This is a genomic window from Mycobacterium sp. SMC-14 (assembly GCF_046250075.1).
Taxonomy (GTDB): Bacteria; Actinomycetota; Actinomycetes; order Mycobacteriales; family Mycobacteriaceae; genus Mycobacterium.
In genome coordinates, this window is record NZ_CP176429.1 from 130,159 (window position 1) to 156,638 (window position 26,480).

Genomic DNA, 26,480 nt, shown 5'->3' on the forward strand with positions numbered 1-26,480 from the left:
CGGGCTCATGCCCCGCCGTACTCCGGGCGCAGAATCGAGCTGAGCGCCGAAAGCGGGATGTGCGCCTGGACGTTGCCGCCGTCCATGTACCACTGCATCTGGTTGTACTGGATCGGACTGTCATGGCTGACCGGGTAGTCGGGCATGTACAAGATCAGCTCATCGGGGGTGAGCGCCCAAGACCGGTAGCCCCCGGAGAAGGCCTTGTCGGGCGTGAAGCGCTCCGGGACGAACGGGTAGTCCCCCGGGCGGTGTTCCCAGAACGCGCGGTCCAGCGCCTCTACGATGTAGGGCTCGCCGAGCTGCGGGATCATCGCCAGCGGGTCGATGCCGGGCTTGGTGATGTCAGCCAACTGCAGCTGCCGGCCACCGGCCCCCATGTCGAACGTGAAAGTCCGGTAGGCGTTGTTGATGTACGGGCCGTCGGAGTGGTAGTCCTCGTGGAAGACCGCGGTCAACGCGTTGCCGTGCTGGAAGATCTGGTAGTTCTCGTTCCCCCAGCTGTCAGCGACCATGGAGGCGCCCTTGCTGCGCCAATTGGCGAACAGCTTCGACAGGTAGTCGCGGATCGGAGGCCCGGCGACCGGGTGGTCGACCAGATCTCCGGGCACCGCCATCCGGATATAGCGGGTGGCCAGCCGCTCGGAATGCACGTCGGTGGCGCAGTACTGCCCGTCCCAGTTGCCGCCCAACCCGCTGCAGAACGACGGCGCCGAAGCGTCGGCCGCGGGCGCCGCAGATACCGCAAGTGCCGCTGCCAGCAATCCCGTCAATAGCCGGGTCGCCCACATAGCTTCTCTCCTAAGGCAATTCGACTTTGCTCGCCAGCCACCGGCCGTCGACCTTCTGCATCGTCATCTTCATTCGGGTGCGGTCTACCCGCGGGTCGGGACGCGTGGTGTTGGTGATCGTCTGGTTGACCATCAACAGGACCACCACTTTGTCTGTGGAACTGGACTGAACGGCCGACTCCACCACGGTGCCCTGTGCAGTCGCCTTGTTGTCGATCAGCAGCTGCCGAAGCTGGACGCTGGCCTTGGTGTAGGTGTCCTTGAACTCCCCGGTGGCACCGTTGAGCACGGTAGAGAAGTCATCGTCGACCTTATTCGAGTCGATGCTGGTCAACACCTGGGCGTAGTCCACCGCTGCATCGCGTCCAGCGGCTTGCGCCGCGGAGATCCGATGCTGTTGCCACAGTTGCCATCCAAGACCGATGACCAACCCGAACACGGCCAGATAGGTGGCCGCGATCGGCAACAGGTCCCGACGTCTGCGATCCGGCGCGGAGGCTTTCTCCACCGGGGTGGCCACGACCGCCTCTTCGACGGCCTTCGACTCCGGCTCTACCGCCGTGGATTCCACGTCCTCGGGCGTGGCTTCGGTGGTCGGTTCGTCGGCGGTGCTCACCGCGATATCTCCTTGAGCATCAGCGAGGCGGTTCGATCAACAGTGGCGGACCGCCGTACGGGGTGGGAATGGTGTAGCGGCCCTTGGGTGTCGGATCCGTGGTCGCCGCCAGGTCCGCACCCGGTGGCGGGCCCGCGGTGTCATCGCCCGGCGGACGTGGCGCGTTATGGGCACCGCGCACCAGCACGGACTGATCGGTGTCCCGGCAGTAGCCATAGAGGAACGGTTCCGGGTAGTCCGCCTGCGACGGGGGCCGCCGGGGTGTTCCGTAGTCGCAGGTGTAGCGCGGATAGATATCGACCGTCGCCCACATCCCATCCTCATGGATGGCCGAGCTGAGCGCCTCAACCGTCGACCCCCGGTAGTTGGGGAAGAGTGCGTTGAGCGCCGGAGTCCGCACGTAGAGCAGCTGAGCCGGGGTGACCAGATTGCCCAGCAGGCCCACCATAGTGTCGGAGTTGTCGTCGAAGAGCCCGTCGACCTGCGTCAGCATCCCTGGCGCCTGGTCCACCAGTCGGTGGTACCCACCGATCATCGGGTTGATGCCCTTGAGCACCTTGTCGAGGTTGTTCGACGTTGCGGCCATGCCGTTGTTGACGTCGCTGAGCATGGTCAGCACGACCCGGCTCGACTTCAGCAGGCTCACTGTCTCCGGCAGCACCGAATCCAGCGTGGACAGCAGGAACGACCCGCCGTCGACGATGTCGGTCAGCTTGCGCGGGCCCTCGTCGGAGAGGCTGAGTTCGGACTTGATCAGATCGAGTTTGCGCGGATCGGTCTGGGCCAGCATGCCGTCCGCGTCGGCGAGCAACTGCGAGATCGGAATCGGAGTCGTCGCGCGATCCCGGGAGACCACGCTGCCGGCGGACAGGAACGGACCGGAGCTCGACGGGGGCTCGAAGTCGATGTACTGCTCGCCGGCGGCCGACAGGCCGGAGACGCGCACGGGACTGGCCGCAGGAATCTTGACCTTCGAGTTGATGTTGGCGACCGCGTCTACGCCGTTAGGCGTGACGCGCAGTGACTCGATCCGGCCGACCGGGACGCCACGCACCGACACGTCCTGATTGGTGAGCAGGCCGCCGGAATCGGGCAGTGCGATGGTGATTTGGTAAGTGGATCGGGCCGGATTCACCCGCAGTGCGCCCACCAGCAGATAGGACACCGCCACCACCAGGGTTGTCGCCAACGCGAGCCCGGACAGCAGGTTCTTCCGCCGGTAGCCGGCGCGGACCAGGGCTACGATCTGGCGACTGAGTGCGTCGATCATGGCGTCGGCCTCGGTATCAGCGGGCCGGGCGCGGAATCTTCCATCTCGACCTCCGCCGGTGTGGGCGGTATCGGTGGACCAACCGCCGTCCACGGAGCCTGGCCCATGTCGGTGTCCGGGCCGCGACCCACCACCCGCTCTTGTAGCCGCCACAGCGCGTACTTGATCGATCCGGCCATCTTTGCCCAGTCGTAGCGCTTCGGGCCGTGGAAGGCCGGGTCGCCCTTGAACCCGGCGTCGGGCATCGAACCCCACACCAGGCGGTCGACGCTGGCGTGCACCGAGACACCCGAACCGGCCGTCATTTTGATGAACGGGGCCATAAGCCGGTTCAGGGCGGCCAGGCTGGTGCTGGGATCGGTGGCCACGTCATTCCAGGCGCCGGCGAGGATGTTGGCGTCCTTGATGAAGCTATGTCCGGAATCGTCGGTCCCGGCGATGGACGGGAACCGGGCCAGCTGTCGGCTGGTCGCACCCAGTTGCTCGACCAGGTCGGCGATCTGGCTGGTGTTGTCCACCAGCGTGTCGGTCGCCGGTCCCGCCGCGTTGAGCACGTCGGTGAGCGCGGCGCTGCGGGAATCGAGCTGGTCGGCGAGCCGGCTGGTCTCGCGCAGTGCCGTCTCGATCTCACCGGAGCGGGCGTTGAGCTTGGCCAGTAGATCGTTGGACTGGTTGATCAGCTTTCCGAACGCCTTGCCCTGGTCACCGGTTGCCTTCCCGGCGCCGTTGACGATATTGGTGAAGTTCTGCACGGCGCCGCCGTTTACCAGCAGCGCCGCCGAGCTCAGCACCGATTCCACGGTGGCAGCCGACATGGTGGACTCCAGTCCGATGGCATCGCCGCCCTTCAGCAGCGGCGCCGACTGGTCGACCGGGACCGGCGGCTTGATCGCCACGAACACATCGCCGAGCGGAGTCGCCGACCGCAATTCAGCGGTGCTGCCCACCGGAATTCGGACACCGTCCATGATCCGAAGCGTGGTGACCGCGGTGTAGTTGCGCGCGACCATCGACTCCATCTGGCCGATGTCGGCGCCGGAGAGCTTCACCTTGGCGTGCCCAGGCAGGTTGAGCGCGTTCGCGAAAACCGCGGTGATCAGATATCCACCACTGCCGATACCAGGAGCCGGCAGCGGGAGGCTGTCCAGGCCACTGGTGCCGCAGCCCACCGCTGATGACGCGACGACCGCACTGCACAGCAGTGCCATGGCGGTCCTCGGTGTCCGCTTCGATCGTGATGTCACGGCTACTGTCCCATCATCGAAAGGCCGTCGAGGACATAGGTGAGGCCGAAGTCCGGACCGTAGTCGGCCAAGGTTCCCGTGCCGCAGCCCAATTGCCGCAGATGCATCATGTTGCACAGTTCCTTGGTGCTTTGGCTGTCGACGAGGATCTTGTCGACCAGGGCGTGCAGGCGGACCGCCCCGTTGTTGGTGTCGACGGCGTTGTAGAGGTTCTCCATCGTCAGCGGCAACACGTTGATGAGCTCCGCCAGGTCACGCTGCTTCTCGACGAGGGTGGTCACGGCGGTATCGCCGTTGAGGATGCTCTGCTTGAGGTTGTCGCGGTTGGCCTGCAGCAGCGATGTCGCCTGGGTGACGATCTCGTTGAACTTGCGGCCCGTGCGCCCGGTCCCGAAGTCCTCGTTGGCAAGCATTTGACTCAACTGACGTGTGGTGGAGCCGAATTGACGCAGCTTCGCATCATTGCGGGCCGCCGCGTCCATCAGCGAGCTGAGATTGGTGATGATCGTGGTCAGCTGATCGCCGGTCGCCTCACCCTGGTCGGAGCTGAGCCGCAATGCCCGGGACAACTCGCTCAGTGCCGATTTGATCTTCTCGCCGTTGCCGTCGGCGATGTCGGCGCCGGCGTTGATCACGTCGGCCACGGGCCCATTGCCTTTGCCGTCGCCGCCGAGTGATTTGGACACCTTGTCGAGCATGTCCAGCACGCGATCGAATGCCACCGGTGTCCGGGTGCGGTTCAGCCCGATGGTGGTTCGGTCGGCCAACACCGGGCCGCCCGAATACGCCGGGGTCAGCTCGATCTGCCGCGCGGTGAGGATCGAGGTGTTGATGGTCACGGCATTCACGTCGGCAGGGACCTTCACCCCGCGGTCGACGGTGAACTCCGCCTCAACGTATTCGCCCTTCGGCGTGACCTTCTTGACCTTGCCCACCGGCATGCCGAGCACGGCGACCACGTTGCCTTCGTACAGCCCTGCGGCGCTGTCGAATTGGGCGGTGACGGTGATGTGTCCGCCGAACGGGTTGAGGTGCGAGCCGGCCACGACCGCGATGATCAGTGCACCGGCGAGCAGCGTTGTCACCAGCGCCATGACGCGACGACGGCTCTTTCGGGCTGCTACCGGCTGGGGCTCGCGCGTCGCGGAGTCGATGTCCGTCGGCTCCTCGATCGGATCGTCTGCCGCGGTGGTCGGTGTCGCGCTCATTTGCAGTCCTTGAAGTACTCGATCATGCCGAACTGCTTGGCGCGGCCGCTGATGGCGCACATCCACGAGTCGATCGCAATGCCGTTGCCGGCGAAGAACTCGATGCCCGGGCCGTAACCGGTGGCGTTGGTGATACCGCGCAGGGTTGGTGGCGCCGACTGGATCAGACTGCGCAGCAGGTCGTCGTGCTGGCCGAGCATGTCCGAGAGCGCCCGCAGGTTGACCAGCATGTCGTCGAGCATCGATCGGTCGGTGACCACGACGTTGTTGAGTTGGCCCACCAGGCTGGTCAGCGCGGCCAGCATGGCGTGGAAGGTGTTCTGCCGTGCCACCAATTCCCCGAGGAAGTCCTGACCCTGATCAACCAGGTTTCCCAGATTCGTCTGCTGGTTGCGCAGCGTGTTGGCCACCCGCTGGGTGCTGGCGAGCAGGGTGCCGAGCTGATCGCGTCGATCGGCGGTGATCTTGGACAGCGCATGCAGATTGGCCATCGCCTGCGGAATCACCGGGGGCAGTCCGCTCAGCTGTTGGCCGAGTACGGCCAGGGACTGCCCGAACTGGTCGGAGTCAATCTGGTCGAATGTGGTGGTGGCGTCCTCCAGCAGGGACTCCAGCGAGTAGGGCACCTCGGTGTGGGCGAGGTTGATCCGTTTGCCGGGCAGCGAGCCGGGGCCGTCGGGCTCAAGCTTGAGATACCGCGACCCGAGGATCGTCATCACCTGGATCTTGGCCCGGGTGTCCTTACCGAGCGGGACGTCGTTGCGCACGGTCAGCCCGGCCACCACGTGATCCCCGGCGAGTCGCATGCTCGTTACCCGGCCCACCTCGATGCCGGCGACCATGATCGGGTTGCCGGGGGCCAGCGCGGCCGCCTGGGCGAACTCGGCGGTGTAGCGGGAATAGCCGAAGCCGATCAGCTTGACGAACAGTGCCCCGGCTACCACGATCCCCACCATGGCCAGTGCCCCGAACCCCAGCCACGTGGTGTTGTAGGACTCCAGCGGTCGGGTGCGCCACTCGCGGAAGAACTTCTTGGCCCGTGCGGTCATGGCGCTCCACCCATGGCGCCATTCCTCCTCATCGCTTCGCTCTGCATCGTCATGGCGCTATCCATCGACTGTGTTCCTGCATCGGGGCGAGTGCCATGCCAGGTTCTCCCGGGTTATCGGCCGAGCATTGCCGGGGGTGGCTGCGTTGACGATGATCGTGGTGATGTCGTTGAAGCCGGGGAAGAATCCCGTGGCGTTCAGGTCGCAGAGGTAGGCGTTGCCGTAGGCGCCATCCCCGAATGCCCGGCCCAGGCCCTTGAGCATCAGCGGCAGGTTGGCACCGGTGAACGCCAACTGCGGTTCGATCCCGGCCATGTGCTTGGTGAAACCCGGCTCCCGGTTGATCATCTCTTCCAAGGATGGGAAGACCTCGTCGGCGATCCGTGCGAGCTGCCGAGTCGTCTGAGCCAAGGAACCGACCGAGGACTGCAACGCCGGGCGGCGCGAGTCCAGATCGGTGACCGCTCGGCGGGCCTGGGTCAGGGCGTGGTCCAACTGATCGTTCTGTCCGGCGATGGTGCCGGTAAGCCTGTTCAGGCTGGTGATGAGGTCCCCCAGCACCTCGTCGCGCCCGGCCAGCGTCGCGGTCAGCGTTGACGACTGATCCACCAGCGCGGTGATCGAGGCCTGGTCGCCCGACAGCGACTCCAGGACACCCCGGGTCAGATCGTCGGCCTGCTTGGGGTCCAGCAGCGACATCAACGGTTTGAAGCCGTTGAGCAGGGCGCCGACGTCGAAGGACGGATCGGTCTGCTCCACACTGATCACGCTGCCGCGGGGCAGCTCTTCGCTGGTACCGAGTGTGCCCAGCGACAGCCCGAGATAACGCTGGCCGATGATGTTCTGGTACGTCACCGAGGCGACGGTGTTGCCGTACAGCTTCTGGTCGTTCTGGACGATGAACGAGACTTTCGCCAGCTTCCCGTCCAGGGCGACCTTCTCCACCCGGCCCACCCGCACCCCAGCCATCCGGACATCGTCGCCCTCGCGCAGGCCGTATACATCGGTGAACATGGCTGCGTACGGGGTCGTGGATCCGGCCACATCGCGGCGCAGCGTGGCATAGACCAGCCAGGTCAGCACCGTCGAAACGACCATGAAGATGGAGAGGCCGATCAGCGGTCCGCGGAATGTCACTTGTGGCCTCCCGTGTTGGCGGGGCCGGCTGGGGCCCAAGAGACGGCGTTGCCCCGCGCGACCGGGCCGAGCAGCAACTGCGTGGCCACCGATGCCGGCTCGCGTTGCCCGGTGATCAGACCGAGCTGATTGCGCTCGGCCTGGCTGCCGACCGGTCCGACGTTGCCGCCGAAGGACGCCGGCGCCGCCGGCTGCCACTCCGGTGCGTGGGGTTGGGCCGGGATCGGCGGGCTCGGCGGGGGCGGGGGAGCAGGGTCAAGCGGGTCGGCGTTGCTGGGAACCCGCGGGAAGGGCCCGGTCCACCAGGGCAGCGGCGGGTTGGTGTCCTCCAGGCTGCGATTCGGGTTGACCAGGGGCGGTCCGACGGCACGGAGGTTCCCATCCGGGCCGATCTCGGTGCCTGCCGGCGGCTCGAGGCCGGCCGGGAAGTGGTAGTTCTGCGGCAGCAGTGTCTCGGGCAGTTCGGGCCGTACCGAGATCATCGGCGCGGTGTAGCAGCTCGGTCCCTTCACGTCGCCGTACTGCGGGCAGTCCGCCCGGGTGTAGGTGTGCAGCGGGGTGAAAGACAGGTTGGCCCGCATGTTCCGGGTGATCAACTTGGGATCGTAGAGCTGGTCGAAGAACTTGTCGGAGAGCCGATTGACCCTGGTGAAGATCGGGACGTACTTGTCGGCGTTGTTGGCCAGCACGCCGATGACGGGCGTGAGGTCGTGGGTGATCTGGATCAGTTGGTCGATGTGATTGTCGAGGGCTTCCCGGGCCACACCCACGGTGTGCTGGCCACCGGAGACCAACGAGGCCAACTCGGCCCGCTTCTGGGCGAACGCGCGCATCGGTTCGACGGCCTGGTGCAGCGCGTCGACGAGGTCGGGAGCGGTGGACTGCAGGCCATGGGTGGCATCGAGCAGGGCCGAGACGGTCGACGGTCCGGGCTCGGTGGCGACGATGCTGTTGAGCTGATCGAGCAGGCGGGACATCTGCCCTGCCGTGTTGAGCAATTTGACGCGGCGGTTGTCGGTGGCCGCGCCGACGGCGGCCAGGATGCCCAGACTGTGGTCTTCGCGCCCGCGGCCGGTGGCCGCGAGTATGTCGCGCAGTTTGGACACGGTGGTCTGGAAGATCACCGTCGACAGTTCACCGTTCTCGGCGATGTGGCTGCCGTTGCGGATGGTGGGCCCGCCGTTGCCGGAATCGACCAGCTGAATGGACGAAACCGCGAAGACGTTGGACGGCACCACTCGGGCGGTCACCGAGCTCGGAATGTCTTTGGCGTAATCGGGTTTGAGGTTGATGTGTACGTAGTTGGGTTTGCCGTAGGCGGCCGGGATCACGTCGGTGACGCTGCCGACCAACAGCCCGTGGTACTTGACGTCGGACTGGGCGGGCAGCCCGTCGCCGACGTTGATCAGGTCGGCCACCACCCGCACGTAGGAGTTGAGCATGCCGGTGGACTTGGCCAACAGGCCTCCGGTGGTCAGCGCGATCACCAGCAGGACCGCGATCCCCGCGCCCAGCAGTTGGTGTTCGGAGGGGCCGCGTCCGTCGGTGTCCAGCGAATTGGTCATGTCAGCCACCGAACCTTGCGCCGGCGTCGATGCTCCACAGCGCCATCGTCAGCAGCATGTTGACCATGATCACGATCGTGATGCTGGCGCGCATGGCGCGGCCCGCGGCCACCCCGACCCCTTCGGGTCCGCCGGAGGCGTAGAAGCCGTAGTAGCACTGCACGGTAGAGGCCAGCCACACGAACACCACGCACTTGAGCACGGAGTAGACGATGTCCTTGCCGCTCAACATCATTGTGAAGTAATGCATGTATGGGCCGATGGAGCCGCCGCCGATGATGCCGGTGACCAGCTGGCAGGTCAGGTAGGTGATCGCCAGACAGGCCACGTAGAGCGGGATCACCGCGATGGTCGCGGCCAGCAGTCGGGTGGTGACCAGGAATGGAATGGGCCGGATCGCGATCGAATCGAGGGCGTCGATCTCCTCGGCGATTCGCATGGCGCCGAGCTGCGCGGTGAAGCGGCAACCGGCCTGCATCGCGAACGCCATCGAGGCCATGATCGGTGCCAGCTCGCGGGTGTTGACCAGTGAGGAGATGATGCCGGTCGCAGGCCCCAGCCCCAGCAGATTCAGAAAGTTGTAGCCCTCGATCGCCACCAGCGCGCCGGCGGTGAAGCCGAGGACGATCGCCACCCCAGCGGTGCCGCCACCCACCACGATGGAGCCGTTGCCCCAGGCGATGTCGGAGAGCAACCGCAGAAACTCTTTGCGGTAGTGACGTAGAACGGTCGGAACACCGGCCGCGGCGCGGCCGAAGAACACCAGCATGTGTCCCAAGCGGATGGTCGGCTCGGACGCCATCCGGTAGGCGCGCAGCAGCGGGCGCGCGAATGCCGGGACATAGGAGGACGCGGTCATCTCACAGCCCCGTCCGTGGGTAGAGCACGTTGTAGAGCTCGCTGATGCCGACATTGACGATCATCAGGACCAGGATCGACTCGACCACCGAAGCGTTCACCGAGTTGGCGACGCCGGCCGGACCGCCGCGGGTGGACAGTCCCTTCTGGCAGGACACCACCGCGACGATCGCGCCGTAGACCACGGCCTTGATCAGCGCGACGATCATGTCGCCGGTGGTGGCGAACGAGGAGAACGTGGCCACGAAGCTGCCTGGCGCGCCCTTCTGGAAATACACGTTGAACAGGTAGCTGGCCAAAAAGCCTACGAAGCAGGTGATTCCGGTCAGCGCTACGCCGATCATGATGGCCGCGGCGAAGCGGGGGACTACCAGCCGACGGATCACCGAGACGCCCATCACCTCCATGGCGTCGGTCTCCTCGCGCATGGTTCGCGAACCCAGGTCGGCGGTGATGGCCGACCCGACCGCGGCGGCCATCAGCATGGCCGCCACCAAGGATGCGGCCTGCCGGATGACGGCGAGCCCGGCAGCCGCGCCGGCCAGCGAAGTGGCGCCGACCTGGTTGGCCAACAGTGCGAACTGAATGGAGAGCGTGACCCCGATCGGCAATGCGACCAAAACCGTCGGCAGCACAGCGGTGTTGGCCATGAAGGCGCTCTGGCGGACGAACTCGCCCCATTGGAATCGGCCGCCGAACAGGTCGGAGAAGAAGTACTGCACGGTGCGCACCGCCAGTACGCACTGCTCGCCGACGGTGGTCAGCGAGGCCAGTGGGTGGCGGTTGACATACCCGGCGGTCCAGTCCTGGATTGCTGCCACACCGTCGAGCGGCGCCTCGGCTGCGAGGTCGCGGTCGTCCTGGGTGGTCATTTGTCGCCGATCGTGGTCGTGAGATCACCTGAGGTTGCCGAGCGCGTGTACGGCAGATGATCCATGGCGGCCACCATAGTCAGCGTTCTTACTCCGCGGTAGGGTTCGGAACTTCTCGGACCAACTGGTGGGTAGATAGAAAGGATACGCATGGCTACCAATGGGGAGGAGCTCATGGGGTCTCGCCGCGACCTTTCATCCGGACATGATGTCGGACACAATGCCCCGGCAAGGGCGCTTCAGGCAACATGACTCCGGTTATGGCGGGGTTACCGGCCAGTAGCACGCGTTTTCGTGGTTTTGGCATCCGCGTGCGGGTGGCGATGGCGATACTCGACCGGGACAAGCGCGACGCGTTGAAGGGAATCGAGACGGTGCCGAAGCGGGCAGGGTGGACCCAGATCGCTGCCACAGTCGCGTGTGCGATGGCAGTCGCCGCAGTGGTGGCACCAGATTCCGCCGTCGCCGATCCGGATCAACCGCCGGCGCTTCCAGGGTTCACCCCCGCGCCCAGCGACTGGTCTCCGCGGATGGACATCTGGCCGTACAGCACCTTCACCTATCAGGTGACGCCCGAGATGATCGGCGGCATGTCGGATTCGTGCCAGTGGTTCAACACGCAGTTCGACCCGCTGATGGGACAGATCAACGCCTTCAACGGCAACCTTGCCGACCACCGCGACGTCTACGCGGGCGTTCAGTCGCAGGCGGATGCGGTGGTGGCCAACATCGACCGGTCGACCGGCTTCTTGGGGCCACGACTTCAGCCGCTGACCATCCGCAACACGCCGGACAACTTCGGCCCCTACTCGCCGATCTACGGCGGAGAACAGCTGACCGGCGTGCTGTTTCAGCTGTCCCGCATCGCCGACAGCATGCGCAAGAAACAGCCGGCCGGCTTCGCGCGCCCCCACATCGACTCCGCGATCGGATGGGCCAACGCCTTGCGGAATTCCCGGGCCTGCACCTAGACGGCGATTGCAGGCGCGGCGCCGCCGGCCGGTCAGGTCGCCGCCATCAAGCGAGAACCCGCCGGAGCGGGTTGGGGTAGGTTCGGGGGGCGTTGCGGCCGGATGGCCCCCAGCAGGCGGACCACGAGAGGTAGTTCAGGTGTCGGACCGTGAGGACGAGCAAGCGGCCGACCACGTCGAACCGGCGGTCGAGGCCGTCGACACCGAGGCCACCGAGGTAACCGAGGCTGCCGAGTCCGCCGAGACTGCAGCCGCCGGCGAGATCGCTGAGGGAACCGACGAGCCCAAGGAACGCGGCCTGACACCGAACCGGCGGCGGATCGCCGCGGCGGTCTTGGCGCTGGGCCTGATCGGGGCGACCTACGAGGGCTGGCTGCTGTTCGCTCACCACCAGCGCACGGTTGCCGCCGAAGAGGCACTCGAGGCGGCCCAGAAGTACACCCTGGTGCTCACCAGTGTGGACCCCACCGCGATCGACAAGAACTTCGCCGAAATCCTCGACGGAGCCACCGGGGAGTTCAAGGATGTCTACAGCGCATCCAGTGAACAGCTGCGCCAATTACTGATCGACAACAAGGCGTCCGCGCACGGCACCGTCATCGACTCGGCGGTCAAATCCGCCAGCAAGAACAAGGTCGAGGTGCTGCTGTTCGTCGATCAGGCGGTGAGCAACAAGACCACCCCCCAGGCGCAGATCGACCGCAGCCGCATCGTGATCACCATGGAGAAGGTGAAAGGCCGTTGGCTGGCCGCCAAGGTGGAGATGCCCTAAGCGGTGGCGGCGGCCCGCCGCTGATCAATTGAATCCGAGCCAGCTGGGCAGCCCGCGTTCGTGCGCGTCGCACAGCACCTGTGCGGTGTCACAGGATCCGCGTGGCACCCCGGCGCCGGTCCACATTCCGCCGGAGTCGCGGCGCAGTACCACCGCCGACGAAGAACCGCCGTCGAGCAGGATGGCGTGGTCGCTGCCCAGGCCGCGGAACAGATCCTGCATGTTGTCGGGTGTGTAGTGGCCGCCCTGGAAGATATACAGCTCGTCCTTGGCTCGTGAATAGCCCACGGCGGTGCGTGCCGCGCTCGGCCCGCCGTCGTTCAGTTGCCCGGTGACGCCCGGGGCCAGCAATCCCAGTCCGCTCACCGCGACGAACCGGTCCCCGCGTTCCACCAGGCCGGTGACCGTCGGCCCGGCCGAGTCGTAGTCCCCACCGTCGCGACCGCCGCGCGGCCACAACACATATGGTGCGCCGCGAGTCGGCAGGATCATCGTGGTCAGCGTCGACCAGTGCTCGTTGCCGCCGGACAGTCCTTGCTTGCCGGCGTAGGGGACGGTGCCGGTGACCGCGACGTTGGCCCGGCCCTTGCCGCGGGTGTTGTCGACGTAGGCGCCCAGTGGGGAACTGCACTTGGTGGTTCGCCAGGATCCGCCCCGCTGGCCGCGGATGTCGAAGAAGTTGGCGTTGATCGCCACCATCGGCCGGCCCAGCACCTGCCAGGCCTGCAGCGGGGTGTAGAGCTCGGAGGCTTGCATCAGGCCCTCGCTGGTGCGGGCCCGCGGATCGCGCTCGCAGCGGCTCTGAGCGCCGCTATGACTGTCGACCAGCAGGTGCGGCTCGATGCGTTGCGAGGCCGACTTGAGGACCACCAGATGCCCGCCGCCGGACATCTCATACCAGTCGCCGGCGGCGTTGAGCATCGGTGTGGGATGCCCGCTGCCGAAGTTGTACACCAGGTAGGAGCCCGGGGTCCGGGCGATCGCGGCGGCCAACTGGTCTTGGGCGGCGGCACGCGCGGTCGGCTGGCCAGGGCCGATCGCCAGGGTTGCGCAGAGCAGCACCGCGGCGCAGCCGGCCGCCAGTCGGCGCGCGAAAGCCACTGGAGTCGACACTGTTCATCCCTTCGGCTCCGGACTGGGGGAGACACCAAATTCCTACGGTAGCCACCGAAACCGCCGGGACAACCTACGTGACCGGATTGTGCTGCGTCGGTGGCGGATTGGTTATGGCCAGCGATCAGCCGCCGAGGCGGCTGTGCATCTCCCAGATCAGGATCTCCGACGGTGCGGATGCGGTAAGGCGTTGACCGCCGCCGCCGGTGCAGCGGACCGCGTCGCCGGTGTGTAGCGCACCGGTGTCCTCCAGATCGACGTGGCCGGCCGCGACGAACAGATGGGTATACGGCGCATCGGGTAGTCCGACATGGTCTCCGGGCTGCAACTGCGCGACGTACAGCGTGGCACCCGCGTTGCCGATGCTGATCGCGGCGTCGGGGTCACTGCCCGAGGCGACGGTGATGAGCCCACCGCCCGCCAGTGCCTCGCCGATGTCGTGCTGCTGATAACCCGGCGTGCGCCCCGGGGTATCCGGCATGATCCACATCTGGATGAAATGCACCGGCTCGCTGGCGGATTCGTTCTTCTCCGAATGCAGAATGCCGGTGCCTGCCGACATCCGTTGCGCCAGGCCAGGATGAATGACGCCTGCGTTGCCGATCGAATCGTGGTGGCTCAACGCGCCGGCCAGCACCCAGGTGACGATCTCCGCGTCGCGGTGCGGGTGGGTGTCAAAGCCAGCACCCGGCGCGACGACGTCATCGTTGTTGACCAGCAGCAGCCCGTGATGGGTGTTATCCGGGTCGTAGTAATCGTTGAACGAGAACGAATGCCGCGAGTTCAGCCACGGCGCACGGGTGGTCGCACGGTCATCAGCCCGTCGTACATCAAGCAGGCTGGTCATGACCGCCAAGGTTAGCGCGCCAAAGCGGCTGGTTCCGTTGGTCGCTACGGGTTAGCCTCAGTCGGGTGAGCCGTCCCAGCCTGCAGCACCTTCAGGTGGACAGCCTCATCGCGGCGGCCGGGGGCGATCCGTGGGCGGTCGACGACAGTCTGCAGGCCGGCAGCCCCACCCAGATCAACTTCCTGGCCCAGGCATTCCACTCGGCCGCCGGCTCGGCGACAACGGCCGAGGAAACGTTCGTCACCGCCCAACAGCACTTCGAGCAGTACAACAGGGAGAACGGCGAGCAACCGATCAACAACGGCGCCGAAGTGCAGCGGGTCAAGGACGGCCTGCACGCCACCAATCAGCAGCTCGGCCAGATCGCCGCCGACCTGGAGACCATCGCCGCGGCCTTGGCACAGGCCCGCGCCGCCTCGCTGGCCAACATCACCGCGCTCAACGCCAACCTGATCGTCCTCGACGCCCGTATCGGGGTGTACCTGGAGCAGGAGAATCAGGGCTACGACCACGACGCGGACATCGCCGAGTGCCGTCAGCTGGCCATGGACGACACCGCGACCGCGCTGCACAACGCCACGGTCATCCGCAACGGCTACTCCAAGACCCTGCAACAGGCCCTGACGAATCTGCGGGTACGGGACGGCTACGACCCTGACGTGACGGTGCGCAAGTTCGACGCGGACGCGCCGGCGCCGCCCCCGGGACCCGTGCCCGACGATCCCAAGCAGTTCAACGACTACTGGAACAGCCTGACTCCTGGACAGAAGGAGTGGCTCTACAACGCCGACCACAACATCGGCAACCATCCGGGCATGCCCAGCGATCCGCCGGACCACTTGGGTTACGACCACTACAACAAGCTGCACCTGGCCGACGAACTCAGCCGGGCTCAGGGCGCCGCGGCGCAGGCCGACGCATTGAAGAACCAGCATCCGGACTGGGCTGCCGGCAACAACATTCCGCGTCCCAATGAGCCGGGGGCGATTTTCGATGACCGCGTCGCCTACGAGAATTGGCAACGTCAATATGACGCCGCGCGCGAAGGCGCCAAGTATCTACCTGACCTGCGGGCCGTCGACTCGGTGCTGCGGGCCAGTCCGGATCGCAAACTGATGCTGCTGGACACTCAGAGCGGAACGCAGGCCCGCGCGGCCATCGCGGTCGGAGATCCGGACAAGGCGACCCACGTGTCGGTCACCACCCCTGGGCTCAACACCACGGTGCACGGGGGCATCGAAAGCATGGCGGAAGAGGCCACCAACGTCAGACGGGAAGCACTGCGGCAATTGCGGTTCGACCCGGGACACGAGAGCGATACCGTCTCGACGATCGCCTGGATCGGGTACGACCCCCCGCAGGTTCCCGGCTTCGACGACAAGACCGCATCGCTGGCCGGACTCTGGGGAGTCACCCACGACGACCTCGCCCGCTCCGGCGCGCACGATCTGGCTCGCTTCTACGACGGGATCCAGGCCTCGCACCTGGGCGGGCCCGCCGACCTGACCGCGATCGGGCACTCTTACGGATCGCTGACCACCGGACTGGCCCTGCAGGAGCCCGGCGATCACGGCGTGTCGCGGGCGCTGTTCTACGGGTCTCCCGGCATCGAGGCGTCCACACCCCAGGACCTGCACCTGCAGCCCGGTCAGGTGTTCGCCATGGAAGCCCCCGACGACAAGATCCAATGGGTCTACGACGCCAGAGCGGTCGGCCAGGGCATTCCGATCATCGGCACCTACCTCAACAACGAGCTCGGCGACTTCGGGCCCAACCCGGCCACCAACCCCGAATTCACCCGCTTGGAAACCGGTGCCGCGATAGTGTCCGACGGCCACGGCGGCACCATCACCCTGCAAGAGGCTCACGGACACAGTGACTACCCCCGCTTCCCCGACGGCGGAGGCCTTCGAACGACCAACTACAACATCGCCGCCGTCCTCGCCGGCCTGGGCGACAAGGCGGTTCAAGGAAATTGATGTTTCACCGAGTGTCCCCACCCCAGCCGCGACGATGCCTGTTCACTGTCTTGGCCATCGCCGCACTCACCGCAGGATGTCACATGACGCAACCGTATGAACCCACTCCGCCCAGCGTCGCCGCCGAGGCCTTGGCCGTGCTCAAGTCTTTGCCGTCGTTTGAGGACACTCAAACTCAGGTAGCCGCCACGATGAATGAGATAACGGCCGCCGCAAGACAACTCATCCCGTCCATCGTCTGGGAGACACTGGACGAGGGCGACGGCGGAAATTGCGAGCGGCCATACGAGCAAACCGACGGTAAGCGTTACTTCCTGCCGGACGCGGTTGCCCGCGATGTCGCGGTGTCAGAGCAGGCCTGGGCCAAGCTTGAACAGACCGCCAAGGAGGCGGCAGCGAAGCTGGACGCCACCGAGGTGCAGGTGATGCAGAACCAGCCGGGCAATCACGACGTCGGCTTCTACGGTCCCACCGGCCTTTTCATCAAGGTCGGCTACCGCGGCAACCTGGTGGTCTCCGGTTACACCGGCTGCCGGCTGCCGCGGGAGGCGAAGTAACCGCCTACCAGTCCGACTCGTCGTAGGTGATCACGCCGCGGATGTTCTTGCCGTCGACCATGTCCTGGTAGCCGGTGTTGATGTCCTCGAGCTTGTAAGTCGTGGTGATCATCTCGTCGATCTTGAGCAGCCCGGACTTGTACAGACCCACCAGCTTGGGCGTCTCGATGTGCGAGCTGCCGCCGCCGAAGATGTTGCCCTTCAACGTCTTCTGCAACATGGTGAACAAGAACAGGTTCAGCTTGACGTCGGCGTCGACCATCGAGCCCATCCCGGTGACCACGCAGGTGCCGGTCTTGGCGGTCAGGATGAGCGCCTCTTCGATGTACTCGCCCTTCATGTCGCCGACGGCGATGATCACCTTGTCGGCCATCAGGCCCCAGGTCTCCTCCATGACCGGCATGATCGCCTCGGCCATCGACGGGTAGACGTGGGTGGCACCGAACTTGACGGCCTGGTCGCGCTTGAAGGGCACCGGGTCGATCGCGATGACGCGGCGCGCGCCGGAGAGCACCGCGCCCTGCAGGGCGCTCATGCCGATACCGCCGACACCGATGATGATCACGGTCTCGCCGGGCTTGACCTCGGCGACGTTGGTGGCCGAACCGAACCCGGTCGGCACCGCGCAGCCCATGATGGCCGCGGTCTCGAACGGCACGTCCTTGTCGATCTTGACCACGGAGTCCTGGTGCACGGTCATGTAGGGCGAGAAGGTGCCGAGCAGATTCATCGCCGAGACCTCGTGGCTGCCGGCGTGGATCCGGTTGGTGCCGTCGGCGATGGCCTTGCCGCCCAGCAGTACCGCCCCGCGGTCACACAGCGAGCGGAAGCCCTTCATACACGGCGGACAGTTGCCACAGGCCGGGATGAAGGCCATGACGACGTGGTCGCCCTCCTCCAGGCCGGTGACGCCCTTGCCGACCTTGGTGATGACGCCGGCGCCCTCGTGCCCGCCCAGCGCCGGCAGGGCCATCGGGGTAGCTCCGGTGGTCAGGTGGTAATCGGAGTGGCACATCCCCGCGGCGTGCATCCGGACCTGGACTTCGCCTTCAACGGGGTCGCCCAGCTCGATCTCGTCGACCCGCCACGGCGAGTTCAGCTCCCACAACAATGCGCCCTTGGTCTTCATGACCGGCCATCATAGAACACGTTTCAGAAGTTGCCCCGACGGGTGCTCTTAGCTGGGAAGATGCTGTCCTATCCAGTCTTGTGGGGGATACCCACCGACAGGCCCCCGTCGATAACGATGTCGGCCCCGGTCATGTAGGAGGACTCGTCGGAGGCCAGGAAAACCACCGCGGTGGACACCTCCGCCGACTTGGCGCCCCGGCCCAGCGGAATCTGCAGCGAGTCATCGGGGATCGCGATTGTCATTCGGGTACGGATCAGCCCGGGCAACACACTGTTGATCCGGATGTTGTGCGGCGCCAGCTCCACGGCGGCGGCCTTGGCCAGCCCGCGCACCCCCCACTTCGACGCGACATAGCCGTAGAGGCCGGCGGTGCCACGCATGCCTTCCACCGAGGAAATGTTGATGATGGAGCCGCCGCCGGCTGCCTTCATCGGCGCGACAGCGGCGTGCATGCCCAGCATGGTTCCGGTCAGGTTGACGTCGAGAACCTGCTGCCAGGCGGCGGCGTCGAAGTTCTCCAGGGTGTTGTATTTGGCGATCCCGGCGTTGTTGACCACGACGTTGAGGCTGCCGAAGGCATCGACCGCGGTCGCCGCGGCCGCTTGCCACTGGTCGGCCTGGGTGACGTCGAGGCGGACGAACCGGGCGGTGTGGGCCCCCAGCTCGTCGGCGAGTTTGCTGCCCTCGTCCTCCAGGACGTCCGCGATCACGATCTTGGCGCCCTCGGCGGCCAGCGCCCGGGCGTGTGCCGCGCCCATTCCCCGCGCGCCGCCGCTGATCAGCGCAACTTTGCCCTCGACTCGTCCCATGGCTGGCGAGGTTACCTGGGCGGGCGCTTTGCCCGTTACGCTGCCCTGATGGCTGTGACCCGCACCGAGCGAACCTTCGATGGAGTGCGGGGCGTTCCGATCGTCTACGACACGTGGACGCCGGACGCACCGCCACGCGCCGTGGTGGTGCTGTCCCACGGCTTCGGTGAGCACGCCCGTCGCTACGACCACGTCGCAGAGCGGTTCGGTGCGGCGGGGTTGGTGACGTATGCGTTGGACCACCGCGGACACGGGCGCTCGGGCGGCAAGCGAGTGCTGTGCCGCGACATCGGGGAGTACACCGGTGACTTCCACACGCTGTCGGGCATCGCTGCCCGTGAATACCTCGGAGTGCCGCGCGTGGTGCTCGGCCACAGCATGGGCGGGGCGATCGTGTTCAGTTACGGCGTCGACCGGCCCGACGACTACCAGCTGATGGTGCTGTCGGGACCCGCGGTGGCGATGACCGACACGGTGTCGCCGGGGTTGGCGTTCGTCGCCAAGGCGGTCGGGGTCGTCGCGCCGAGCCTGCCGGTGGAGAAACTCGACAGTGCCCTGGTCTCGCGTGACCCGGCAGTGGTGGTCGCCTACAACGAGGACCCCCTGGTGCACCACGGTCGAGTACCGGCCGGGGTGGCACGGGCGCTGATCAAGGTCGGCGAGACCATGCCGACGCGGGCGCAGGCACTGACGGTGCCGCTGCTGGTGGTACATGGGGCCGAAGACGGTCTGGTGCCCGCCGAGGGCAGCACGCGGCTGGTGCAGTGCGTCGGTTCGGACGACGTGCAGCTGACCGTCTACCCGGGGCTCTACCACGAGGTATTCAACGAACCAGAGCGCGCGCAGGTGCTCGACGACGTGGTGGGCTGGATCGACGCGCACCTGTGAGTTGCCGTCGGCGCGGTGTCGCCGGCGTCGGTTAGCGTGGCGGCCATGAGCGACGACAAGATGTTGGCGCGGATCGCCGCCCTGTTGCGCCAGGCCGAGGGCACCGACAACGCCCACGAAGCCGACGCATTCATGGCGGCGGCGCAACGGCTCGCCACCGCGACCTCTATCGACCTGGCGGTGGCTCGTGCGCACTCCGCCACCCGAACAGCGGCCACCGCGCCGGTGCAGCGCACCATCACCATCGGAGCGCCCGGTGCGCGGGGGCTGCGCACCTATGTGCAGCTGTTCGTCGGGATCGCCACGGCCAACGACGTGCGTTGCGACGTGGCGACCAATTCGACCTATGTGTACGCCTACGGCTTCGCCGAGGACATCGACGCCACCCACGCCCTCTATGCCAGCCTGGTCGTTCAGATGGTCCGGGCCTCGGACACCTATATCGCCACCGGCGAGCACCGCCCCACCCCGACCATCACCGCTCGGCTGAACTTCCACCTGGCGTTCGGCGCGCGGGTCGGCCAGCGGCTGGCCGAGGCCCGCGATGAGACCCGACGCGATGCCGAGAAGGATCGGAACAGGGCACCGGGCACCGCGATCGCGTTGCGTAACAAGGAGCTGGAACTGCGCGACTTCTACCGCGGTACGTCGAAGGCGCGCGGCACCTGGCGGGCCACCCGGGCGTCGGCAGGGTATTCATCCGCGGCGCGTCGGGCCGGGGATCGGGCTGGGCGCAAAGCCCGGCTGGGCGACAGTGCTGAGCTGTCGGTGGCGCGGTCCGCGCTGGAGCGGTGAGCGGCAACGCTTCAGAGCGCGATGGTCAGCGCGCCAAGGTCTACGCCGCGGAGGTCTTCATCCGCACCTTGTTCGACCGCGCCGCCGAGACCGGCAGGCGCAATCTGGAGTTCTTCGGTGCCGAGCTGACATTGCCGCCCGAGGCCCGCTTCGGTTCGGTGGCCGCCGTCCAGCGCTACGCCGATGACGTCATGGCACTGTCGACGGTGCGCGCTCGGTGGCCCGATGCGACGCAGTTGACCGTGCGCGCACGCCGCGGCGCCACGGCGGCGCATTACGAAAAGATCGGCGCAGCAGGCGTTATCGCCGTGCCGGATCAACGCGGCGTGGACTGGGCGTTGCGAGAACTGGTGGTGCTGCATGAGATTGCGCACCATCTGTGTGATGCTCGGCCGCCGCACGGCCCGGAGTTCGTAGCGACGTTCTGTGCGTTGGCCGAAATGGTGATGGGCCCGGAGTTGGGCTATGTGCTGCGGGTGGTGTTCGCCAAAGAGGGTGTGCGGTGACGTGCGCTCCGGTGCGGTGTCGGTCATGATCTGACGATGGCGAGTAGCGCGGGTGCGCCGTGAGTCGTCCGAGCCTGCAGCATCTCGGGCTCGGTGACCTTGTTGCCGCCGCGGGCGGTGATCCGTGGGCCGTTGACGACGGCGTGCAGGCCGGCAGCCCCGCCCAGATCAACTTCCTGGCGCAGGCGTTTCATTCGGCGGCCGGCTCGTCCACCGCGGCCGAGGAAGCCTTCCGCACCGCCCAGCAGCACTTCGAGCAGTACAACCGCGAGAACGGCGAGCAGCCGATCAACAACAGCGCCGAGGTGCAACGGGTCAAGGACGGCCTGCGCGCCTCCAACCAGCAGCTCGGCCAGATCGCAGCCGACTTGGAGACCATCGCCGCCGCCCTGGCCCAGGCCCGGCAGCGCTGCGATGAGCAGATCGAGGCGCTCAATGCGAATCTGCGGGGCTACGACGAGTATCTGGCTGACTACAACACCCACTACTTGGCGTACACGTTGCACGGCGACGACGTTGATGGCCTGATCGAAAAGTGTTGGGACGGTGCGATAACCGACACACGGACGGTCCTGTCAACGTCACGCTTATCCGCGGCGGCTATGCCAAGGTGCTGCAGTCTGCGCTGACGAACCTGCGGGTCAAGGATGGCTACGACCCCGGTGTCGTGGCACGCAGCTTCGAGGCCGACCGCGACGTGCCGGCAGACGGCGTGCCCGCTGCGCCGGTGCCGTTGAGCCCCGCGGATGTGGAGAGTTTCAAGGTCTTGGCTCGGGACATCCTGGCCAACGACGGAGTTCCGCCGGATCAGATCGAAGCGCGCATCAACGCAGCGGTGCTGCAGGCCCAACAGCCGCTATCGCGCTACGTTGCCCCCGAGTCGCAGCGGCGGGCGCCGTTGGGGTTCGGCGATGCCTTCGGGGAACGTTGGCGAACCACCGAAGGGGCCGTCAAGAACCTGCTCGGGCAGGGCGGCCCAGGTGCCCCCGGGGTCCTGGAATCGTGGGGTGGCCTGGCGAAGGGGCTCGGTAACTCCTTCCTCAACCCGGTCGGCGCGGGCGTCGCACAAGTCAAAGACGCCCTGAACGCGCCCAGTCCCGCCTACTTCCTGGGCGAGAAGGCTTTCGATGTCAGTGCCGCCGCGGTGACCCTTCCCTTTGGCGCGGAGGGAGCAATAGTCCGCGCGGGGCTGCCCGCCGAAGTTCTGACCGAGGGCGGTGCACCGGCTGCCGTTCTGCGCGGCTGGAATCCGACCGGCGGTCTGTCGTGGCAAGAATTTGAGGCCAGCTTCGGCAGGCCTGAAACGAGGGTCTGGCCTGAAAACGGCGGGTTTCCGGCGGGCTATATTCCGCAGCCCGCACAGTTGACTGAAGGTACGATTATCGACAGGTTCGGTACTGAATGGGGCCACTACCTCTCGCCAGACGGCACACCATTTGCGGACCGGTCTTTGGCGCCGGAATCGGTCGGTTCGGACTACAATCGATATATTGTCACCGGGAAACCATTGCCTGACGGCTGGGAAATAGTGCAAGGGCCAGTTGAGCCTTACTACGGACAGGCGCCATCGCCAAATGCGACGCAATATGTAATCACTGCGCCCGACGGCATCCGGCCATCCGTGTGGGAGCTCGTAAGACGAGGGGTTCTCGATGAGTATGGACCGCCCTTTGGACGATAAATCCAACGCGCTCCAGGTGGAGATCGATCAACTGTCGGAAGCCCTAGGTGCCCGGTCCATGCCTGTCGGGCTACGGACCAATGACGGGCTCAATATCTTCGTCGACGAGGATGGCTCCTACCACTTCACCTTCTACGAGCGGGGAAAACTTGGATTCGACCGGGTGGGAAGTCTCGATGACCTACTTTATTGGTACTGCGCAGGTATCGTCTCGCGACAAGCATCTAGGGAAGTCGGTGACCGTCGAGAGCGTTTCAGGTATGAATACGAGGTGCTAAGCGAATTCAATGTCGGCTGGGCGAAGAGAAATGTCCGTGAGACCGCGGCCCTCTTCCGCAACGGGCAACCGCAGGACATTGCGCTACTTCCAGACATCGGCGAACCCTTGTGACGATCTGCGTCGGTTCTGTCATGGCCTCAGCAGACCAGGTGGTGTAGACCAAGAACAGGCGCCGGTGACGCACAACGGTCGAGGTTGTGCGTCACCGGCGCCGTCTGTCGTCAGCTGCTGACGGGTACCAGTTCGTCGCCGCAGGTGCAGCGGTAGCTCACGTTCGCACCGGAGCAGTGGCACGCAGTCTCGATACGCACCCGGCATCCACAGCCGTCGTGGCCGCACGTCAGTACGGTCCCATCCTCGTAGTTCGCCATGTGTCACACCTTCCTCTGTGATCCCCAGCGGGTGCCGGGTTCCCCGACTATATACCCCATAGGGGTATAGGGTAAAGAAAATTCGGGAGCCAGAACCGCGATCGCGGGCTAGCCTGGGTTAAGTGACTGAAAAGCCCACGCCCCGCGAAATCGATACCCTGCTGGACAACCTGTACGCCGGAGAGGACCCGGCGCTGACGACAGCGCTGGCCGCCAGCGACGAGGCCGGACTGCCGCCGATCGCGGTTTCGGTACAACAAGGCAAGTTTCTGAATCTGCTGGCGACCGCGGCCCGTGCCAGCCGCATCCTGGAGATCGGCACACTGGGCGGCTACAGCACCATCTGGCTGGCGCGCGCCGTCGGGCCTACCGGCTCGGTGGTGACGCTGGAGTACGAGCCCAGGCATGCCGAGGTCGCTCGCGCCAACCTGGACCGTGCCGGCGTCGGTGACCGGGTGCAGATTCTGGTGGGTGCCGCACTGGAGACCCTGCCGACGCTGACCGGCGACCCGTTCGACCTGGTGTTCATCGACGCCGACAAGGAGAACAACGTCGGCTACCTGAATTGGGCCGTGCAGCTGAGTCGTCCCGGCTCGGTGATCGTGGTGGACAACGTGATCCGCGAGGGCGCGATCCTTCACCCGCGCTCGGATGACGCGACGGCGCGCGGTAGCCGGGACGTGTTGGAGCTGATGGGCAAACATCCGCGGTTGCGGGCCGCAGCGCTGCAGACAGTCGGGGCCAAGGGCTGGGACGGCTTCGCCCTGGCCATCGTCGACTAGCGGTGGCCGACCCCCGTCTTGCTGGCTAATTTTTCGTTGCTGGCGAACAGCGTCCGGGCGTAATCTTTCATCAGATGGATGGGTGCAGCTGGCACCAAACCGCCTGTTAAATAACAGAAAGGTTACGAAATGAGTACAGTCCATTCATCAATCGATCACCACCCTGATCTGTTAGCTCTGCGTGCACGGTACGAGCGCGCCGCCGAGTCGATGACTGCGCAGGGAACCTTCGGATTGACGCTGCTTGCGGCCGTCTACGGGGCCGTATCCCCGTGGATTGTCGGATTCGACGCGAGCACCCGGCTGGCCGTCAACAACCTGGTCGTGGGACTCTGCGTCGCATTCCTGGCGTGCGGGATGGCGGCGGCGCTGGACCGCATGCACGGCCTGGCGTGGACCCTGCCGGTCTTCGGCGTGTGGTTCATGGCATCGCCCTGGATCCTGCTGCACGGATCGCCGAGCACCGACATGATCTGGTCCAACGTGATCACCGGTGCGGTGTTGACGATCCTCGGCCTTAACGCCGCGTACTTCGGTATGCGGGCGCGGGGCGAGTCAGCCCGGCACGCCTGATCACCCGATCGCGAAGAGTCCCCCGCGGGCTGGTGGGCCCACCGACCGCCGAAGGCTAGCCGCAGACCGCGCCGATGGCGGCGGAGCCCACCAGCTTGCGGTACTTGGCCAGCACGCCGGTGGTGTAACGCGGCGGCGGCGGGGTGAAACCCTGGGCGCGCGTGGCGAATTCGTTCGGATCCGCCACCACGTCCAGGGTCGCGTTGGCCACGTCGAGGCGGATCTTGTCGCCGTCACGCAGGAACGCGACCGGCCCGCCATCCACCGCTTCGGGGGCGATGTGGCCGACGCACAGGCCGGTGGTGCCGCCGGAGAACCGGCCGTCGGTCAGTAGCAGGACGTCCTTGCCGAGGCCGGCGCCCTTGATCGCGCCGGTGATCGCCAGCATCTCCCGCATGCCGGGTCCGCCCTTGGGGCCCTCGTAGCGGATCACCACGGCGTCGCCGGCGCTGATCGTGCCGTCTTCCAAAGCGTCCAGTGCTGCCCGCTCGCCGTCGAAAACCCGTGCGGTGCCCTCGAACACGTCGGTGTCGAAGCCCGCGGACTTGACCACCGCGCCGTCGGGCGCCAGCGAGCCACGCAGAATGGTGATGCCACCGGTCGGGTGGATCGGGTTGGTCAGCGCGTGCAACACCTTGCCGTCGACGACCGGGGGATTGAGCTCGGCGATGTTCTCCGCCATCGTCTTTCCGGTGACGGTCAGGCAGTCTCCGTGCAGCAGACCAGCTTCCAGCAACGTCTTCAACATGACCGGCACCCCGCCGATCTTGTCGATGTCGTACATGACGTGCGCCCCGAACGGCTTGACGTCCGCCAGGTGCGGCACCTTGGCGCCCACTCGAGAGAAGTCGGCCAGGGTCAGATCCACCTCGGCTTCGCGGGCGATAGCCAGCAGGTGCAGCACCGCGTTGGTCGACCCGCCGAACGCCATCACCACCGCGATCGCGTTCTCGAACGCCTCTTTCGTCAAGATGTCACGAGCGGTGATACCCCGGCGCAGCAACTCCACCACCGCCTGGCCGCTGGCGCGCGCATACCCGTCACGGCGCCGGTCGATCGCCGGCGGGGAGGCGCTGCCCGGCAGTGACATGCCCAGCGCCTCAGCCGCACTGGCCATGGTGTTGGCGGTGTACATGCCGCCGCAGGCGCCCTCTCCGGGGCAGATGGACCGTTCGATGATGTCGACGTCTTCACGAGACATCAGCCCGCGTGAACAGGCGCCGACCGCCTCGAACGCGTCGATGATCGTCACCTCACGCTCGGTGCCGTCGGACAGCTGGGCATAGCCCGGCATGGTGGAGCCCGCGTAGAGGAAGACCGAGGCCAGGTCCAGGCGTGCCGCGGCCATCAGCATCCCGGGCAGCGACTTGTCGCAGCCGGCCAGCAGCACCGAGCCGTCGAGTCGCTCGGCGCACATCACGGTCTCGACGCTGTCGGCGATGACCTCGCGGGAGACCAGGGAGAAGTGCATGCCCTCGTGGCCCATCGAGATGCCGTCGGAGACCGAGATGGTGCCGAATTCCAGCGGGTAACCGCTGGCCTCCAGAACGCCCTCTTTGGCGGCTTTGGCCAACCGGTCCAGTGACAGGTTGCAGGGCGTGATCTCGTTCCATGAGGAGGCCACACCGATCTGGGGCTTGGCGAAGTCGTCGTCGCCCATGCCGACGGCGCGCAACATGCCGCGGGCGGCGGTCTTCTCCAGGCCGTCGGTGACGTCACGACTGCGCGGTTTGATGTCGACGGACGCCCCGGCGGCGTCGGTGCTCGGCGAATTCACCAGCTCAGTATGCCGCTAGGGTCGGACCGGGCAAAAC

At 66.2% G+C, this 26,480-nt stretch carries 28 protein-coding genes; 12 read left to right on the top strand and 16 right to left on the bottom strand.

The window, feature by feature from the left end:
- Window positions 1-5: 5 nt before the first annotated feature.
- From ACKY0W_RS00650 to ACKY0W_RS00695, 10 genes are all read right to left on the bottom strand, one after another.
- On the bottom strand, window positions 6-791 hold the full coding sequence (locus ACKY0W_RS00650; RefSeq protein WP_409435961.1) for a mannan-binding protein: 786 nt from the start codon (window positions 789-791) through the stop codon (window positions 6-8).
- A gap of 10 nt (window positions 792-801) precedes the next feature.
- Window positions 802-1,407 (bottom strand): Mce protein, encoded by a 606-nt coding sequence (locus tag ACKY0W_RS00655; protein WP_409435962.1) that lies wholly within the window; start codon window positions 1,405-1,407, stop codon window positions 802-804.
- 19 nt (window positions 1,408-1,426) lie between these two features.
- Window positions 1,427-2,677, bottom strand: a complete 1,251-nt coding sequence (locus ACKY0W_RS00660; protein ID WP_409435963.1) for an MlaD family protein — start codon at window positions 2,675-2,677, stop codon at window positions 1,427-1,429.
- Window positions 2,674-3,885, bottom strand: a complete 1,212-nt coding sequence (locus ACKY0W_RS00665) for an MCE family protein (RefSeq protein ID WP_409435964.1) — start codon at window positions 3,883-3,885, stop codon at window positions 2,674-2,676. Before ACKY0W_RS00665 ends, ACKY0W_RS00660 begins: the two co-directional genes overlap by 4 nt.
- 38 nt (window positions 3,886-3,923) lie before the next feature.
- On the bottom strand, window positions 3,924-5,015 hold the full coding sequence (locus ACKY0W_RS00670; protein ID WP_409437904.1) for an MCE family protein: 1,092 nt from the start codon (window positions 5,013-5,015) through the stop codon (window positions 3,924-3,926).
- 110 nt (window positions 5,016-5,125) lie between these two features.
- The gene (locus ACKY0W_RS00675; protein WP_409435965.1) at window positions 5,126-6,178 is read right to left on the bottom strand and encodes an MCE family protein; all 1,053 of its coding nucleotides are present in this window, start codon (window positions 6,176-6,178) and stop codon (window positions 5,126-5,128) included.
- A gap of 57 nt (window positions 6,179-6,235) precedes the next feature.
- Window positions 6,236-7,315: an MCE family protein gene (locus ACKY0W_RS00680; protein ID WP_409435966.1), complete on the bottom strand. Its 1,080-nt coding sequence runs from the start codon at window positions 7,313-7,315 to the stop codon at window positions 6,236-6,238.
- Window positions 7,312-8,880: an MlaD family protein gene (locus ACKY0W_RS00685; protein WP_409435967.1), complete on the bottom strand. Its 1,569-nt coding sequence runs from the start codon at window positions 8,878-8,880 to the stop codon at window positions 7,312-7,314. Before ACKY0W_RS00685 ends, ACKY0W_RS00680 begins: the two co-directional genes overlap by 4 nt.
- 1 nt (window position 8,881) lies before the next feature.
- Window positions 8,882-9,739 (bottom strand): ABC transporter permease, encoded by an 858-nt coding sequence (locus ACKY0W_RS00690; protein ID WP_406758889.1) that lies wholly within the window; start codon window positions 9,737-9,739, stop codon window positions 8,882-8,884.
- A 1-nt stretch (window position 9,740) separates the two neighbouring features.
- On the bottom strand, window positions 9,741-10,610 hold the full coding sequence (locus ACKY0W_RS00695) for an MlaE family ABC transporter permease (RefSeq protein WP_406758890.1): 870 nt from the start codon (window positions 10,608-10,610) through the stop codon (window positions 9,741-9,743).
- A gap of 425 nt (window positions 10,611-11,035) precedes the next feature.
- Here ACKY0W_RS00695 and ACKY0W_RS00700 point away from each other — a divergent pair, with 425 nt between their 5' ends.
- The gene (locus tag ACKY0W_RS00700) at window positions 11,036-11,581 is read left to right on the top strand and encodes a hypothetical protein (protein ID WP_409437905.1); all 546 of its coding nucleotides are present in this window, start codon (window positions 11,036-11,038) and stop codon (window positions 11,579-11,581) included.
- A gap of 139 nt (window positions 11,582-11,720) precedes the next feature.
- Complete coding sequence (locus ACKY0W_RS00705) at window positions 11,721-12,353, top strand: Mce protein (protein WP_409435968.1); 633 nt, start codon at window positions 11,721-11,723, stop codon at window positions 12,351-12,353.
- 24 nt (window positions 12,354-12,377) lie between these two features.
- Here ACKY0W_RS00705 and ACKY0W_RS00710 read toward each other — a convergent pair whose 3' ends face one another.
- Together ACKY0W_RS00710 and ACKY0W_RS00715 are read right to left on the bottom strand one after the other, a co-directional pair.
- On the bottom strand, window positions 12,378-13,466 hold the full coding sequence (locus ACKY0W_RS00710; protein WP_406758892.1) for a phosphodiester glycosidase family protein: 1,089 nt from the start codon (window positions 13,464-13,466) through the stop codon (window positions 12,378-12,380).
- Window positions 13,467-13,590: 124 nt separating this feature from the next.
- Window positions 13,591-14,313 carry a pirin family protein gene (locus ACKY0W_RS00715; RefSeq protein WP_409435969.1) on the bottom strand — a complete coding sequence of 241 codons (723 nt, stop codon included), beginning with the start codon at window positions 14,311-14,313 and terminating at the stop codon, window positions 13,591-13,593.
- Window positions 14,314-14,378: 65 nt separating this feature from the next.
- Here ACKY0W_RS00715 and ACKY0W_RS00720 point away from each other — a divergent pair, with 65 nt between their 5' ends.
- Together ACKY0W_RS00720 and ACKY0W_RS00725 are read left to right on the top strand one after the other, a co-directional pair.
- Window positions 14,379-16,292, top strand: a complete 1,914-nt coding sequence (locus ACKY0W_RS00720) for an alpha/beta hydrolase (protein WP_409435970.1) — start codon at window positions 14,379-14,381, stop codon at window positions 16,290-16,292.
- A gap of 83 nt (window positions 16,293-16,375) precedes the next feature.
- On the top strand, window positions 16,376-16,849 hold the full coding sequence (locus ACKY0W_RS00725) for an LppA family lipoprotein (protein ID WP_409435971.1): 474 nt from the start codon (window positions 16,376-16,378) through the stop codon (window positions 16,847-16,849).
- A 4-nt stretch (window positions 16,850-16,853) separates the two neighbouring features.
- Here the strand turns inward: ACKY0W_RS00725 and ACKY0W_RS00730 are convergent, their stop codons facing one another.
- Together ACKY0W_RS00730 and ACKY0W_RS00735 are read right to left on the bottom strand one after the other, a co-directional pair.
- A complete protein-coding gene (locus ACKY0W_RS00730; RefSeq protein WP_067968924.1) occupies window positions 16,854-17,978 on the bottom strand; it encodes an NDMA-dependent alcohol dehydrogenase in 1,125 nt (374 codons plus the stop codon).
- A gap of 68 nt (window positions 17,979-18,046) precedes the next feature.
- The gene (locus ACKY0W_RS00735) at window positions 18,047-18,790 is read right to left on the bottom strand and encodes a glucose 1-dehydrogenase (protein WP_409435972.1); all 744 of its coding nucleotides are present in this window, start codon (window positions 18,788-18,790) and stop codon (window positions 18,047-18,049) included.
- A gap of 48 nt (window positions 18,791-18,838) precedes the next feature.
- Here ACKY0W_RS00735 and ACKY0W_RS00740 point away from each other — a divergent pair, with 48 nt between their 5' ends.
- Genes ACKY0W_RS00740 through ACKY0W_RS00765 form a run of 6 tightly spaced genes read left to right on the top strand, consistent with a single transcriptional unit; the run spans window position 18,839 to window position 23,051 of the window.
- Window positions 18,839-19,678: a lysophospholipase gene (locus tag ACKY0W_RS00740; protein ID WP_409435973.1), complete on the top strand. Its 840-nt coding sequence runs from the start codon at window positions 18,839-18,841 to the stop codon at window positions 19,676-19,678.
- A 45-nt stretch (window positions 19,679-19,723) separates the two neighbouring features.
- Window positions 19,724-20,473, top strand: coding sequence for a DUF2786 domain-containing protein (locus ACKY0W_RS00745; RefSeq protein ID WP_024442653.1), 750 nt, complete (start codon window positions 19,724-19,726; stop codon window positions 20,471-20,473).
- Window positions 20,470-20,979 carry a TIGR04338 family metallohydrolase gene (locus ACKY0W_RS00750; protein ID WP_024442654.1) on the top strand — a complete coding sequence of 170 codons (510 nt, stop codon included), beginning with the start codon at window positions 20,470-20,472 and terminating at the stop codon, window positions 20,977-20,979. The genes ACKY0W_RS00745 and ACKY0W_RS00750 overlap by 4 nt, the downstream gene beginning before the upstream one ends.
- Window positions 20,980-21,038: 59 nt before the next feature.
- Complete coding sequence (locus ACKY0W_RS00755) at window positions 21,039-21,608, top strand: hypothetical protein (RefSeq protein WP_409435974.1); 570 nt, start codon at window positions 21,039-21,041, stop codon at window positions 21,606-21,608.
- Between the two features lie 38 nt (window positions 21,609-21,646).
- Window positions 21,647-22,660: a TNT domain-containing protein gene (locus ACKY0W_RS00760; RefSeq protein WP_409435975.1), complete on the top strand. Its 1,014-nt coding sequence runs from the start codon at window positions 21,647-21,649 to the stop codon at window positions 22,658-22,660.
- Between the two features lie 58 nt (window positions 22,661-22,718).
- On the top strand, window positions 22,719-23,051 hold the full coding sequence (locus ACKY0W_RS00765) for an Imm63 family immunity protein (RefSeq protein ID WP_125079130.1): 333 nt from the start codon (window positions 22,719-22,721) through the stop codon (window positions 23,049-23,051).
- A 110-nt stretch (window positions 23,052-23,161) separates the two neighbouring features.
- Here ACKY0W_RS00765 and ACKY0W_RS00770 read toward each other — a convergent pair whose 3' ends face one another.
- Window positions 23,162-23,311: a metallothionein gene (locus ACKY0W_RS00770; protein WP_125079112.1), complete on the bottom strand. Its 150-nt coding sequence runs from the start codon at window positions 23,309-23,311 to the stop codon at window positions 23,162-23,164.
- Between the two features lie 122 nt (window positions 23,312-23,433).
- On the opposite strand from ACKY0W_RS00770, the gene ACKY0W_RS00775 reads away from it, so the two are divergent.
- Window positions 23,434-24,093: an O-methyltransferase gene (locus tag ACKY0W_RS00775; RefSeq protein WP_409435976.1), complete on the top strand. Its 660-nt coding sequence runs from the start codon at window positions 23,434-23,436 to the stop codon at window positions 24,091-24,093.
- Between the two features lie 129 nt (window positions 24,094-24,222).
- Entirely contained in the window at window positions 24,223-24,666 is a 444-nt protein-coding gene (locus ACKY0W_RS00780) for an SPW repeat protein (RefSeq protein ID WP_409435977.1), read from the top strand.
- 55 nt (window positions 24,667-24,721) lie between these two features.
- Here ACKY0W_RS00780 and ilvD read toward each other — a convergent pair whose 3' ends face one another.
- On the bottom strand, window positions 24,722-26,443 hold the full coding sequence (ilvD, locus tag ACKY0W_RS00785; protein WP_409435978.1) for a dihydroxy-acid dehydratase: 1,722 nt from the start codon (window positions 26,441-26,443) through the stop codon (window positions 24,722-24,724).
- Window positions 26,444-26,480: the final 37 nt, after the last annotated feature.

Coding starts and splice junctions, on each gene's coding strand:
- ACKY0W_RS00650 (WP_409435961.1), bottom strand. CDS start 791: ATGTGGGCGACCCGGCTATTGACGGGATTGCTGGCAGCGGCACTTGCG.
- ACKY0W_RS00660 (WP_409435963.1), bottom strand. CDS start 2,677: ATGATCGACGCACTCAGTCGCCAGATCGTAGCCCTGGTCCGCGCCGGC.
- ACKY0W_RS00665 (WP_409435964.1), bottom strand. CDS start 3,885: ATGGCACTGCTGTGCAGTGCGGTCGTCGCGTCATCAGCGGTGGGCTGC.
- ACKY0W_RS00670 (WP_409437904.1), bottom strand. CDS start 5,015: ATGGCGCTGGTGACAACGCTGCTCGCCGGTGCACTGATCATCGCGGTC.
- ACKY0W_RS00675 (WP_409435965.1), bottom strand. CDS start 6,178: ATGACCGCACGGGCCAAGAAGTTCTTCCGCGAGTGGCGCACCCGACCG.
- ACKY0W_RS00685 (WP_409435967.1), bottom strand. CDS start 8,880: ATGACCAATTCGCTGGACACCGACGGACGCGGCCCCTCCGAACACCAA.
- ACKY0W_RS00690 (WP_406758889.1), bottom strand. CDS start 9,739: ATGACCGCGTCCTCCTATGTCCCGGCATTCGCGCGCCCGCTGCTGCGC.
- ACKY0W_RS00695 (WP_406758890.1), bottom strand. CDS start 10,610: ATGACCACCCAGGACGACCGCGACCTCGCAGCCGAGGCGCCGCTCGAC.
- ACKY0W_RS00700 (WP_409437905.1), top strand. CDS start 11,036: ATGGCAGTCGCCGCAGTGGTGGCACCAGATTCCGCCGTCGCCGATCCG.
- ACKY0W_RS00715 (WP_409435969.1), bottom strand. CDS start 14,313: ATGACCAGCCTGCTTGATGTACGACGGGCTGATGACCGTGCGACCACC.
- ACKY0W_RS00725 (WP_409435971.1), top strand. CDS start 16,376: ATGACGCAACCGTATGAACCCACTCCGCCCAGCGTCGCCGCCGAGGCC.
- ACKY0W_RS00730 (WP_067968924.1), bottom strand. CDS start 17,978: ATGAAGACCAAGGGCGCATTGTTGTGGGAGCTGAACTCGCCGTGGCGG.
- ACKY0W_RS00735 (WP_409435972.1), bottom strand. CDS start 18,790: ATGGGACGAGTCGAGGGCAAAGTTGCGCTGATCAGCGGCGGCGCGCGG.
- ACKY0W_RS00740 (WP_409435973.1), top strand. CDS start 18,839: ATGGCTGTGACCCGCACCGAGCGAACCTTCGATGGAGTGCGGGGCGTT.
- ACKY0W_RS00745 (WP_024442653.1), top strand. CDS start 19,724: ATGAGCGACGACAAGATGTTGGCGCGGATCGCCGCCCTGTTGCGCCAG.
- ACKY0W_RS00765 (WP_125079130.1), top strand. CDS start 22,719: ATGCCTGTCGGGCTACGGACCAATGACGGGCTCAATATCTTCGTCGAC.
- ACKY0W_RS00770 (WP_125079112.1), bottom strand. CDS start 23,311: ATGGCGAACTACGAGGATGGGACCGTACTGACGTGCGGCCACGACGGC.
- ACKY0W_RS00780 (WP_409435977.1), top strand. CDS start 24,223: ATGAGTACAGTCCATTCATCAATCGATCACCACCCTGATCTGTTAGCT.